Genomic DNA, 13,440 nt, shown 5'->3' with positions numbered 1-13,440 from the left:
AATCAGACCGAACGCAATTTAGAACATCTTTAACAAGGTGTGTTTATGACAAAAACACTAAGACTATAATCCCAAGCTATCTCTTAAGATAAGGTCGTCATTTCCGTTTTGCCCCCAGTAGGCTGTCTTTAAAGATTTTAACCTTGTAGCTTTTGTGGTCATTATTTTTGCTTTTGGGCCAAAACCACTTTTAAAGTCTTCGGACCAACTTTCAATGGAATGGGGAAAGTCTGAAGTAAAATTAATACTGAGGCTTCTTTCTAAATCTGGGTAAACTAGGGTATAACTGCTAATACCATTTTTTTTTGATAGCTCCGCCTTTACGTTGTATGCTTTAAGCTCAACATGTCTTAGTCTTGTATACTCCAAAGATGGAATCATTTTTAAATTCCCAACAGGTAAATCGCTTGGGTTGATTCTAATTTTATTCCATATTTCATTTTCTAGAAGATCTTTTTCTAACGTTACATTCTGATCTGCTTCATTTTCAAAATAAGAATGGGACATAAATTCAAATTGGTCCCTATTATTAATTTGTGAATACATATGACCACACCATTCTTGCATGGATAGACTTGTTTTAACAGCATGTTGATTATCATAAACTGGGTAGAATGTGCTACTCATTACAGAATATGGGTAGATGCCGGTTAAATATTTTTTTGTGGTGTTCAGTTTTAGAACAGGAATATTAATAGAATTATCTCGGTCAGCCTTTACTTGTTTTTCTGGCAAGAATGGCTCCGTAACATAAATAAGAACCGAATGGCCATCTCTAATTTCACCATATCTGGCCTGCTCTAATTTATAGGAAGTAATTTCCGCATTACCGGCATACCAGTATTTTTTAAAATCTTCAGAAAGTTGTTTTTTGGGGCTTTCAACTTTTTCAGATGCTTCTTCAGTATTGAGCGCCATTTCTTTGTTAGAAGCCTTCGTCTTTTCAACACAAGAAACCAGGGTGACGGAAATCAATAAAAACAATACAATAGCAAACTCGATTTTGAATAGTTTTTTCATAACGGAAGGAATTTTAGTAAAATTAAGGAACCCTGCTTAGGAAACCATGTCCATTAACGTTTTATAAACTAAATGAGTAGGTAGGCCAACGACGTTAGTATAAGGCCCTTTTATTTCAGAAATCCCCACCATTCCAATCCACTCTTGTATGCCATAGGCACCTGCTTTATCAAAGGGTTTACAAATATCAATGTAATGTTCTATTTCTTCATCGGTAAAGTCCATAAGTTTTACCCGGGTAGTTGCACTTACTGTTTTTTGGATTGTTGGTGTTGTAAAACAAACTGAGGTAATCACCTCATGCCAATCTGCTGATAATGTACGAAGCATTTTAAAAGCTTCTTTTTTGTTGGAGGCTTTTGCAAGGGACATATCCTTATACCAGACTACAGTGTCAGAAGTGAGCACAATATCGTTTTTATTCAATTGTCCTTTAAACGGAGTCGCCTTTAATTCAGCAAGAAAACTGGATATTTCTTCTCCTTTTAACTCTTCTGGGTAAATTTCTTCCACAGATTTTGGCTTTACTTCAAAATCTAACCCCATTTCTTCCAAAAACATTTTTCTTCTTGGAGAGGCAGAGCCCAAAATAAGGTTGTAGCTTTTAAGCTTTTCATTTAAGGGATTGGATTTAATCATTCTTGGCACTAAAGTTATCGTTCCAATCGCCTCTTACTTTTAATACTTGTTCTATGATATCACGAACACAGCCTTCACCACCATTTTTATGAGAAACATAATCAGAAATTGCCTTTACTTCAGCCACCGCATTTTGAGGAGCAGTAGCAAGGGCTACCCTTTTCATTGGAGGTATATCTGGGAGGTCATCACCCATATATAAAACATTTTTAGAATCAATGTTGTTTATGTTAAGATACTCTTCCAACGGGTCTTGTTTATGATGGGCTCCTAAATAAATATCAGTGACTCCAAGACCTTTTAGGCGTTCTTTAACGCCTTCATTGGTACCTCCAGAAATGATACAGACATTATACCCTTTTTGCAAAGCAGTTTTTAACGCGTAACCGTCTTTTACGTTCATTTTGCGAAGCATTTCTCCTTGGGTGGTTATCAAAATTGAACCATCTGTAAATACGCCATCAACATCAAAGACGAAAGTGGTAATATCATTCAAAAGTTCTTTATAATTCTTCTTCATATACTTTTTTTATGGCTTCACTAAATAACGTGTAAAGTTCGGTTTGTTTTTTGTCTTTTAATAAGTTTAAGTGATTTTGAATACTTTTTTTATCACCTCTCCTTGCCGGACCGGTCTGTGCATCTTTAGGAGTAATAGATTGTACTTTTTGGGCAGTTTCAAGTATTAAGGGCTGTAAAAGTTCAAAAGATAATCCTTCCTCCAAACAGATACTTTCGCTTATACGATATAAATGATTGGTAAAATTGTTGGCAAAAACTGCGGCTAGATGCAGTTTTTTTCTTTGGGCCGAAGTTATTTCATGGACTTTATCTGAAATGGCCTCTCCCAACATCCTTAACACCGTAATGGCTGTATCCTGTTTTGCTTCAATGCAAATAGGAATGGACTTGAAGTCCAAGGTTTTGCCCATAGTAAAGGTTTGTAAAGGATAGAAAACACCTCTATTACTGGATTCCAAGCTATCCATTTCCACAGCTCCCGATGTGTGCACCACGATTCCTTTTTTGCTAGTAAGCGATTGAGAAACTTTGGCAATAGCATCGTCTTTTACTGCGATAATGTAAACATCTGCAGTTGCAATTTGAGCAAAATCATTTGAGATGGCACACATTTTTGAAAACCTTTCCAAACAATTTTTATTTCTGCCTACGACCTGAACCACCTTTACCTCTCTAGATTCGGCAAAAGCATTGAACAAATGTCTGGCTACATTTCCGGTGCCTACTATTACAATGGACAGCATGTTCAAAACTACGAATTTAGAGATACATTGGTTTTGGAATAATTAACAAATTTGTTTAACCTTTTATGAGTCATAAGACCGAGATAAATGGTAAAAAGATGGTATTTTTGCAAGCTGAAAACACATCTGCAAAAAGATGATAGAAACTCTTAAAAAGACCCTTTTTTCCACCAAACTTATGGCTGTTCTTTTCCTAGTTTTTGCTACGGCGATGGCTATAGGAACCTTTGTGGAAACCTGGTACAGTACTGAAACGGCTCGAATTTACATTTACAACGCCACTTGGTTTGAAGCTATTATGGTGTTTTTTGTAATCAACTTTATTGGGAACATGTTCCGTTATAAACTTTTCAGCTGGAAAAAATGGCCCGTCTTACTATTGCACCTTTCATGGGTATTGATCATCATTGGGGCCTTTGTAACAAGGTATGTAAGTTATGAAGGTGTTATGCCCATTAGGGAAGGTAATGCCGAAAGTAGATTCTATTCGGACAAAACCTATTTAATTGCTTTTGTAGATGGTGATATTGGAGGGGAGACAAAGCGTAGGGTCTTAGAAGATGACCTAATTGTTACTCCAGAAGGCATGCGTTCCAGTTTACCATGGAAATCGGACTTTAACGGTCAACCCTTTACCATTTCCTACGTCGATTTTATAGCTGGAGCAGAAGAAGGGTTAATTCCTGATGAAAAAGGTAACGAATATCTTAAAATTGTTGAGGCTGGTGATGGTCAACGTCATGAACACTATCTGGAAAACGGGAAGGTTGCCAGTATCCACAACGTGCTGTTTTCCTTAAATAAGGAGACGGATGGAGCTATAAACATTTACTCGAACAGCAATGGTTATCAAATTAAGTCACCTTTTTCTGGGGATTTTATGCGAATGGCGGATCAATTACGAGGAGAAGTTGTGAATGACAGCCTTCAAACGTTACAGTTGCGTTCCCTGTACAATATGGCCGGCATGCAGTTTGTAATTCCTGAACCCTTGGTTAAAGGAAACTATGGGGTTGTCAAAGTTCCAGAAAATGAGGTTACGGAAGCAACACAGGATGCTTTGGTCGTATCCATCACTGCAAACGGGGAAACCGTAGAACAAAAATTATTGGGAGGCAAGGGTAGTTCCAATTTTTCAGATAAGATAAAAGTAGGTGGAATGGATTTTTCACTCAGTTATGGATCTAAAGTATATGAGCTTCCTTTCTCAATTCAATTAAATGACTTTATTGCTGAAAAATATCCAGGTACAGAAGCTGGTTATGCTTCTTTTATGAGCAAGATTACGGTTGAAGACGAACGTCCATTTGACTATGACATTTTTATGAACCATGTTTTAGATCATAGAGGCTATCGGTTCTTTCAATCTAGTTTTCATCCAGATGAAAAAGGAACTGTTTTATCTGTTAATCATGACTTTTGGGGCACATGGATTACCTACATTGGTTACTTTTTACTTTATCTGGGCCTAATGGGCATCATGTTCTTTGGGAAGACTCGTTTTCGTGATCTCCAAAAATCCTTGGAAAAAATCAAAGCCAAAAAAACAACTTTGGCCGCAATTACTTTTTTCTTGTTTACTTCTTTGGCTGCAGCACAGCAAGAAGATTCTGAAAATCATGAACATTCCAATCTTCCGTCACAGGAACAGGTAGATTCCATTATTCAGACTACTATAGTGAATGAAGAACATGCGGAGAATTTCGGAGCACTCGTCATACAAGATGAAGGAGGCAGAATGAAACCCATTCATACATTTGCTTCAGAATTATTGAGAAGACTTAGTGGAAAGAGCACCTATGATGACTTTACGGCAAATCAAGTTTTCCTTTCCATGATGATGAATCCTGGAATTTGGTACAATACCGAATTTATAGCGCTTGGAAAAAAAGAGAATGATAGTCTTCGTAAATTAATTGGTGTACCTGAAAAAACAAAATATGTAAAAGCTACCGATTTTTTTGACGATAAAGGCACCTATAAACTTCAACCTTATTTGGAGCGAGCGACTTCAACCACTAATCCTTCAAATTTTGAAAAGGATTTTAAAAAGGTTGGTGAGCGTTTGAGTCTATTGAACATGGCTCTAAGTGGACAGATTGTTAAAATATTTCCCTTACTGAATGATGAAAATAACAAATGGATATCAGCCATTGAGTATCGTTCTGGACAATATCAAGTGTCAGATTCTTTGTATTCCAATTTTATAAAAAATTCAATGCCCTATTATCTGGGATCTCTTAAAACTGCCATTTCTTCAGGAGATTATACCCAACCAGATATGCTTTTAGAGGCATTTAAACAGAATCAAAGAAACCATGGTGCTGAGGTACTTCCGGATGAGAAAAAAGTAGAAATTGAAATCATATATAACAAGTTGGATATTTTCAACCGATTGTACAAGTATTATGGTATGGTCGGCCTATTGTTATTCTTTATTCTAATATTCCGAATTTTTAAGGATAGAGAAATTTGGAAGGCAACGGCATACGCACTTAAGGGGTTGGTCATTATTTTATTTGTTTGGCATACTGCAGGTCTTGTATTACGCTGGTACATCTCTGGCCATGCTCCTTGGAGTGATGCTTATGAAAGTATTTTATATGTTTCTTGGGCGACCATGGCAATAGGATTGGCTTTGGGAAGGAAAAGTGAATTGACGTTGGCAGCAAGTGCCTTTGTAACTGCATTACTGCTAGGTGTTGCCCATCAAAGTTGGATTGATCCAGCTATAGCCAATTTACAGCCGGTCCTCGATAGCTATTGGCTTATGATTCACGTAGCGGTAATTGTTGGTAGCTATGGACCATTGACAGTTGGTATGATCTTAGGGGTTGTTTCTTTGTTATTGATGATTCTCACTACCAAGAAGAATAAAGAGCGTATGGAGCTCAATTTAAAAGAGTTGATGGTCATTAATGAATTAGCGTTGACCACTGGCCTTGTAATGCTTACCATTGGTAACTTTTTGGGAGGTCAATGGGCCAATGAAAGCTGGGGGCGTTATTGGGGATGGGATCCCAAGGAAACCTGGGCTTTAATTTCCATTATGATCTATGCTTTTGTAATACACATGCGTTTAGTGCCAGGACTCAGAGGAAAGTGGTCCTTTAGCTTTGCTAGTATTGTAGCGTTTGCCAGTATAATGATGACCTATTTTGGAGTCAACTTTTATTTAGTTGGGTTGCATAGTTATGCAAGCGGAGATCAAGTGATAACTCCCAACTTTATATGGTATACCGTACTTGGAGTGTTTATTTTAGGGGGCATAAGTTTTTGGAGATACCGTGTTAATTACATAAAATAGCCTTTTAATCACTGTCCAAAAGACGCATTAATTCCTCAGCGGCAACCTTACCTTTTTCTTTTAAAAATGGTCTTGGAGTGTCATCACCAAGTTCAAAAACAATAGCAGGCATTTTATGTTTTACGTAAAAGTAAGTTCTTGACACCATGGTTGGGTCCAATTTATCTGAAGCTTTTACATTAGATTTTTTCTGAGGTAACCTATCGCTTATGCTTTCTATCCAATCAAATACAATCTTACCCTTTTGGCCAGTAACTGTTGTATCCAAAGGATAGTAAATATCATCCCAGGTGGAATGAAAGTCAGCACCAAAAACAAATTCATACCCTTCACTGCCTTTTTTAGTTAAAAAGTCTCGTACACTTTTGGTTTCTGGTTGATTGAAATTTTGCCAATCCCTGTTCAAATCAATACCACCCATATTATGCCGCCAATGACCATTATCGACTCCATCCGGATTCATTAACGGAACTGCAAAAATTGTATGACTTTCTCTAAACTTTTTAGCTTGCTCGCTTTCACCTGCTAAGGTCTCAATAAAAGATTTCATCGCAATAAAACCCGTAACTTCTGGCGGATGTTGTCTGGAGATAATCATCAATGCCTTTTTTGCCGTGCTATTCCCTTTTATTTCCATAAGTTGCATTGACCGTTCTTCTGTAGTTTTTCCTATTTCGTAATTTGAAACAAATGGCTTTACAGAAAGTGAATCCACCCAACTTTTCACTCGTTTGGAAGTATATAATTCTTGTGCTGTAACCCATATAGGTTCATTCTTAATTTCTAAGGTCAACTCAACAAATTCTGGCGCTGCCTTTATGCCAAAATCCCCTTCACCCGGATTTATAGGCTTGTAAGCAATACTATCAATGGTCTTAAAGTGTATTCCATCGGCACTGATTTTTGGATAATAACGACTTCTGGAATCTTGATACGAAAGTTTGATGGTAATTTTTCGTGGGTTTTCTGTCCACACCTTGAAAGCATACCATGGACTCACATTTATTGGAGTGTTCTCAGCTGTTATCCAAATGGTGTAATGATCATTTCCGTCATCAGCAACTCCGTTTAGACGAGCACCATCAAAATCGTTGGTAAAAAAAGTGGTGTTGTCATTAAAAGACCATATTCCTTTCCATTGTTTTTGAACCGGTTTGTTTACCGTGGGCACAATAGGACTTGGTTGTTGACCTTGATAGCCAGATGGTTTTTGTTTTACAATTGTGTCCGTAGCAATAGGACTGGCCGTGTTTTTGCAGGAAGTTAAAGTTAATGAGGCTATAAAAAGGATGGCTAAAATAAATCTCATGGAGAAGGTTTTAATGGTTTGGTTTTGATGATTTCCAGTTATGTATAAAAGTATGACTTTATATTTTTTTTAATTTATAATACACTTTCAGATGTAGGATATCATTTTTTTTAGCATCTTTGCTTCATCATGAAGTTATAAAATTATGTACGCGATAGATGTCACCTTTGGCTTTGAGCCGAAACAGTAGCCGAAAAACTTATTCGGCCAGGTTGACACATTTTTTTCACACATAATTTTATATAATGACAAATTCTAAGATACCTTCTTTAAAACAATTACTTAATTATTTCTGGATTGCCGTAACTGGTAAAGAAACTGAATTTACTTCAGGAAGCATTCGGAAAGCTATTTTTATGCTTTCCATTCCCATGATTTTAGAAATGCTCATGGAGTCCATATTTGCATTGGTCGACATTGCTTACGTTTCTCAAGTAAGTGTAAACGCTGTGGCTACTATTGGTTTAACTGAATCTGTAATCACTTTGGTCTATGCACTGGCAATTGGTCTAAGCATGGCTGCAACGGCTGTAGTAGCGCGGAGAATAGGAGAAAAAGATGTTAAAGGAGCCAGAGAGGCCGCAGTGCAGGCTATAGGCCTGGGCGTAATCATTTCTATTTTACTCGGAATCCTTGGAATCTTCTATGCCAAAGAGATATTGGCATTAATGGGTGGTGAACCCGACTTGATTGCTGAGGGGTATGGTTACACCAAGTTATTGATCGGAGGTAATATCACCATAATGCTGCTGTTTTTAATCAATGCGATTTTTAGGGGAGCTGGTGATGCCTCTATTGCCATGTGGGCTTTGGTATTATCCAATGGGCTGAACATTATATTGGATCCCATATTTATTTTTGGTTGGGGACCTGTTCCTGAATATGGTGTAATGGGAGCTGCCATAGCCACTAACATTGGTCGCGGAACTGCGGTGCTGTTTCAATTGGGTATTTTGTTCTTTGGTTGGGGCAAAATTAAATTGGCTTTTAGGGATTTAGTATTTAATCTAAAGGTAATGATCAATTTGGTCAAAGTCTCCTTGGGAGGAATAGCTCAGTTTTTAATAGGAACGTCCAGTTGGGTTTTTCTTATGCGCATCATGTCGGAGTTTGGTAGTGAGGTATTGGCTGGTTATACCATAGCGATAAGGGTAATTATGTTTACGTTAATGCCTTCTTGGGGTATGAGCAATGCAGCGGCAACATTGGTTGGGCAAAACCTTGGCGCCCAAAAACCAGATAGGGCAGAGGTTTCTGTATGGAAAACAGGAAAGTACAATGCCTATTTTATGGGTCTGGTTTCTCTAGTTTATTTAGTTTTTGCTGAGACCATTATTTCATTTTTTAATGCAACGCCAACGGTGGTTGAAAATGGAGCGCTTTGTCTTCAAATAATTGCAATAGGCTACGTGTTTTATGCCTATGGCATGGTTGTTACTCAAGCCTTCAACGGTGCTGGTGATACAAAGACTCCAACCAAGATTAATTTTTTCTCTTTTTGGATGTTTCAACTACCTATAGCCTATGTTGCGGCGATAGTGTTTGATTTTGGTGCCATAGGTGTATTTGTTGCAATTACTGCAGCTGAAGTTCTTTTAGCGGTTATGGCAATAATCTGGTTTAAAAAAGGAAACTGGAAGCAGGTTCAAGTATAAGTGGTTTTGTATCTTTAACCTAAAGTTTTACTACAATGAATATGGATAAAAAAGGTGTAAATACGACTTGCACCCATACAGGAGAACTAGAGGATATTCAATTTAAAGGTGCTGTTTCACCTTTGTATATGAGCACTTCGTATGCATTTGAAGATGTGGATATAAAGCGTTACCCTAGATACTTTAATACACCCAATCAAGAAGCATTGTGTAAAAAATTGGCAGCTTTGGAACATGCTGAAGCTGCCTTAATTTTTGGAAGTGGCATGGCTGCCATCAGCACGGGTCTAATGGCTTTTTTACAGGCTGGGGATCATATAGTGTTGCAACAAACATTGTATGGTGGTACATATAACTTTGCGGTTACGCAATTTGAAAAATATGGTATCAGCTATTCATTTACTGATGGGTGGGAGGTTGATGATTTTGAAAAAGAAATCAAGGCAAATACCAAGGTAATTTATATAGAAACTCCATCAAACCCTTTGTTAACAATTACGGATTTAGCAGGTATTGGTCAATTGGCAAAAAAACATGGGATTGTGTCAATGATCGATAACACTTTTGCAAGCCCAATAAATCAAAACCCAATCGATTTTGGAATAGATGTTATTCTACACAGTGCTACAAAATATATGGGCGGACATTCAGATATCTGTGCAGGTGTCATTGCAGCTTCGCAAGAGCACATGGATAAGGTTTTTCAGACGGCCATTTGTTTTGGAGGCAGTTTAAGTGATTATACCGTTTGGCTTTTAGAGCGTAGTATTAAAACGATGGGGATTCGCGTAAACACACAGAATGACAACGCAATGAAAATGGCAATATACTTAAATGCAAGTGAGGATGTTGAAACTGTATATTACCCAGGACTTGAAAACCATCCAGGTCATGCGCTAGCAAAATCTCAGATGAAAGGGTTTGGGGGATGCTCTCTTTTGAACTAAATTCTGAAATTGATGCCTCTCTATTTTTTAAGCATCTTAAACTCATAAAACCATCCATGAGTTTGGCTGGAATTGAAAGTACCGTACTTTCACCTACAAAAACTTCTCATGCGCTAATGAGTCCAGAGGATCGCAAAAAGCAAGGAATTAAAGATTCTTTGATAAGATTCTCGTTAGGTATAGAGGAAATAGAGGACTTAGTAGGAGATATTGAGCAAGCCATTTCAAAAGTGAAATCCATGGCTGTGCCAGCATAACAACACGTTAATGAAATTAGACATTTTAGTATTTGGAGCACATCCTGATGATGCTGAATTAGGTGCAGGGGGTACAATTGCCAAAGAAGTTTCCAGAGGAAAGAAGATTGGAATAATTGATTTGACCCGTGGCGAATTGGGAACACGGGGATCAGCGGAAATTCGAGATAAAGAAGCTGCCGAGGCCGCTAAAATTTTAGGTATTGCGGTTCGGGAGAATATGGAGTTTGCAGATGGTTTTTTTGTGAATGACAAAGAACACCAACTGGAAATCATTAAAATGGTTCGCAAATATCGCCCAGAAGTTGTGCTCTGTAATGCTATTGATGATAGGCATATAGATCATCCCAAAGGAAGTAAATTGGTTAGTGATGCCTGTTTTTTGAGCGGTCTGGTAAAAATAGATACAAAAATGGATGGTGACGATGCATGGCAAGAAGCCTGGCGCCCCAAGCGTATTTATCATTATATACAATGGAAAAACTTGGAACCAGATTTTGTATTGGATGTGTCTGGCTTTATTGAAAAAAAGACAGAATCCATTTTGGCGTATAGTTCACAGTTTTTTGATCCTAATAGTGAAGAGCCTGAGACACCCATTAGCAGTAAAAACTTTATAGATAGTGTAAATTACCGAGCTAGGGATTTAGGTAGATTAATAGGAGTGGAACATGCCGAGGGCTTTAACGTGGAACGATTTGTTGGAGTGGATAATCTAGATAGCCTTATTTGATCAGCTAGCTTTTTGATATCTTTTTTCCGCTTTTGGAACAGTAAAGTAAAAGGAAGAACCTTTGCGTAAAACGCTTTCTACCCATATCTCACCATTATTTTTAATAATCATTTCTTTACAAAGAGAAAGACCCAAACCAGTACCCCTTTCGTTATTGGTACCATAGGTGGTTATGTTGTTGGTGCCTGCAAAGACTTTTTTCTGAATTTCTTTGTTCATACCAATCCCGGTATCACGAATCATAATTTGCCATACGTCTCTTTTCTCCTCAGCTTCAATGGTAATAAGACCATCTTCTGGAGTAAACTTGATTGCATTGCTCAGCAAGTTTCTGACAACAATATCAATTTGATTTTGATCCGCCCAAATAAGTGGGTTTTCCGGTAATTGATTTATTATTTTTATTGATTTACCGGCAGCCACTTCAGAAAGTAAACTAATGTTTCCGCTAACTATTTTATCCAAAGAAACTCTTTTGGGTTTAGTAACAACTCCGTTAAGTTGAGTTTGTCCCCATGACAAGAGATTGTTTAAGGCGAAAGAGATGTTTTCTACATCAGATTTTAATTTGGGAATAAAAGAGATGAATTCGTTTTTTCCAATTTCCCCGTCAGTGAATAATTTTAGCATTCCTTGTAATGCTCCAATAGGACCTCTTAAGTCATGACCAATAATAGAGAATAGTTTGGTTTTTGTCTTATTGATTTCTTTTAGTTCGGATTCTCTTTCACTTACCACTTCAGACTTTTCTTGTAGTTCTTTAAAAAGCTTTTTCTGAATATTTCCGCTACGTCTTATTATAAATGTAATAGCTGCTAGAATGATAAGTATGGTTATGGCAAAATAGATATAGTTCCTTTGTTTGGCCAATGCCACTTCATTAGCAGCAATAAGATCTTGCTTTTCCTGTTCATATTGCATTTTAGTCCTTAACAAAGAAAGACTTTGCTCATTCTTATCCTTGGAAAGCGAGTCTGAAAGTTTGGTAAAGGTTTCTAGGTGGGCTAGCGCACTACTGTTGTCACCTTTGTTTTTATATAGCTCATACAGTGTTTCAGAACAATCTATTTGACCTTGTAATGATTTAATTTTCTTAGATAATTGTAAACCTTCATTTGCATATTGCAATGAGAGACTGTCTCTTTCCAAGCCTAAATATACCTGGGCCATGCCATTGAGCAATTGAATTTTTTCTCTATCGTCGTCCAACTGCTGATCGTGTAACAAGTTACTTTGGTCATACCAATAGAGTGCCCATTGATACTTTTTTTGCTCCAAGTAAATACTCCCTTTCACCTCATATGCATAAGCCAACCAATCATATATTTTTAACTTTTCAAATGTGGTTATACTTTTATTAATGTTGAACATGGCATGATCAAAGTTCTCTGAATCTTTGTAGAGCGAAGCCATATTACTCTGAGTTTCGGCGTGAATTTTTTCGTTGCCCAAAGCTTTGTTTATTGCCTGTACAGTATCATAAAAAACAAGTGCATTTTCAAAGTCCTTTTGGTCTGCATACAAACTGGCAATGTTTTCATTAAAAATGGAAAGCATGGGTTTACTATCAATCTGCTTGGCAACATCAATTCCTGTTAAATTCAGACTTAGTGCATTAGCAAAATTACCGTCATCCCGGTAATCATTGGCCAAACCATTGATAATGTTTAATTCTGACCGCTTGTCTCCTTCATCTACGGCCAACTTTAGGGCTTTTTTCAATAATGTCTTAGATTTTTGTCGGTCTCCTTCATCAGAATAGTAGTAGCCTAAAGCTTCATTAGCTCTTATTTTGCCATAAGTATAGTTTACAGCTTTACTAAGTTGTAAAACCCTATTTGAAATTGAGTAAAGACTATCATTATTAATATAGCGATAGGTAGATGCCAGATTTGATAATAATTTTATATGAGTGGTGTCCTTTGGGTTAAAACGATTTGTAGATTCCAATCGTTTTAATCTGTATGCTATACTATCTCTTTTATCTTTTTGGGCCTCAACAGAAGAAGCAAAGAATAGTGTACAAAAAATCATGACTACTTTTCCAAGTAGGTTTTGGAGTTTTAGGGAATGGTTTATTTGGGACATAAAACCTTATAAATGCATGATTGGTAAAAATACTTTTCAATAGTTTTTTTTGGAAGTAATTGTTGTGAACAAACGATAATTGTGTGTTTTATCCATCAAAGAGTGTATTTCATCGATTTTTTGTAAGAAATATGAGTATAGAGAATACCTAGAATAGTATTGATTATGCTATAATTCATTAGTTTGAATATGGACAAATACAAAACTGTGAAACTGCTAA

Annotated in this window: 9 protein-coding genes and 1 pseudogene; 4 read left to right on the top strand and 6 right to left on the bottom strand. The window is 37.0% G+C overall.

Annotated elements, in window-relative coordinates; all coding sequences use genetic code 11:
* Positions 1–63: 63 nt before the first annotated feature.
* From LV704_RS19375 to LV704_RS19360, 4 genes are read right to left on the bottom strand one after another with little or no spacing between them, the layout of a single operon-like run.
* Positions 64–1,020, bottom strand: coding sequence for a septum formation inhibitor Maf (locus tag LV704_RS19375; protein WP_163422037.1), 957 nt, complete (start codon positions 1,018–1,020; stop codon positions 64–66).
* Between the two features lie 36 nt (positions 1,021–1,056).
* Positions 1,057–1,659 carry a Maf family nucleotide pyrophosphatase gene (locus tag LV704_RS19370; RefSeq protein ID WP_163422038.1) on the bottom strand — a complete coding sequence of 201 codons (603 nt, stop codon included), beginning with the start codon at positions 1,657–1,659 and terminating at the stop codon, positions 1,057–1,059.
* The gene (locus LV704_RS19365) at positions 1,652–2,179 is read right to left on the bottom strand and encodes an HAD family hydrolase (RefSeq protein ID WP_163422039.1); all 528 of its coding nucleotides are present in this window, start codon (positions 2,177–2,179) and stop codon (positions 1,652–1,654) included. The genes LV704_RS19370 and LV704_RS19365 overlap by 8 nt, the downstream gene beginning before the upstream one ends.
* Positions 2,163–2,924, bottom strand: coding sequence for a Rossmann-like and DUF2520 domain-containing protein (locus LV704_RS19360; RefSeq protein ID WP_163422040.1), 762 nt, complete (start codon positions 2,922–2,924; stop codon positions 2,163–2,165). Before LV704_RS19360 ends, LV704_RS19365 begins: the two co-directional genes overlap by 17 nt.
* 136 nt (positions 2,925–3,060) lie before the next feature.
* On the opposite strand from LV704_RS19360, the gene ccsA reads away from it, so the two are divergent.
* Positions 3,061–6,231, top strand: a complete 3,171-nt coding sequence (ccsA, locus tag LV704_RS19355) for a cytochrome c biogenesis protein CcsA (RefSeq protein WP_163422041.1) — start codon at positions 3,061–3,063, stop codon at positions 6,229–6,231.
* Between the two features lie 4 nt (positions 6,232–6,235).
* Here ccsA and LV704_RS19350 read toward each other — a convergent pair whose 3' ends face one another.
* On the bottom strand, positions 6,236–7,540 hold the full coding sequence (locus LV704_RS19350) for a M14 family metallopeptidase (protein WP_163422042.1): 1,305 nt from the start codon (positions 7,538–7,540) through the stop codon (positions 6,236–6,238).
* Positions 7,541–7,785: 245 nt separating this feature from the next.
* Here LV704_RS19350 and LV704_RS19345 point away from each other — a divergent pair, with 245 nt between their 5' ends.
* The 3 genes and pseudogenes from LV704_RS19345 (at position 7,786) to bshB1 (ending at position 11,132) form a co-directional block, all read left to right on the top strand.
* A complete protein-coding gene (locus LV704_RS19345; protein WP_163422043.1) occupies positions 7,786–9,195 on the top strand; it encodes an MATE family efflux transporter in 1,410 nt (469 codons plus the stop codon).
* Between the two features lie 35 nt (positions 9,196–9,230).
* Positions 9,231–10,399 (top strand): annotated as a pseudogene (locus LV704_RS19340) (PLP-dependent aspartate aminotransferase family protein).
* A gap of 10 nt (positions 10,400–10,409) precedes the next feature.
* Positions 10,410–11,132 (top strand): bacillithiol biosynthesis deacetylase BshB1, encoded by a 723-nt coding sequence (gene bshB1, locus LV704_RS19335; RefSeq protein WP_163422045.1) that lies wholly within the window; start codon positions 10,410–10,412, stop codon positions 11,130–11,132.
* Here bshB1 and LV704_RS19330 read toward each other — a convergent pair whose 3' ends face one another.
* Positions 11,133–13,220, bottom strand: coding sequence for an ATP-binding protein (locus tag LV704_RS19330; protein WP_163422046.1), 2,088 nt, complete (start codon positions 13,218–13,220; stop codon positions 11,133–11,135).
* Positions 13,221–13,440 lie beyond the last annotated feature (220 nt).

Source organism: Flagellimonas sp. CMM7 (genome assembly GCF_021390195.1).
In the GTDB taxonomy this organism is placed as follows: Bacteria; Bacteroidota; Bacteroidia; order Flavobacteriales; family Flavobacteriaceae; genus Flagellimonas.
This window is presented reverse-complemented; position numbering and strand designations above follow the sequence as displayed.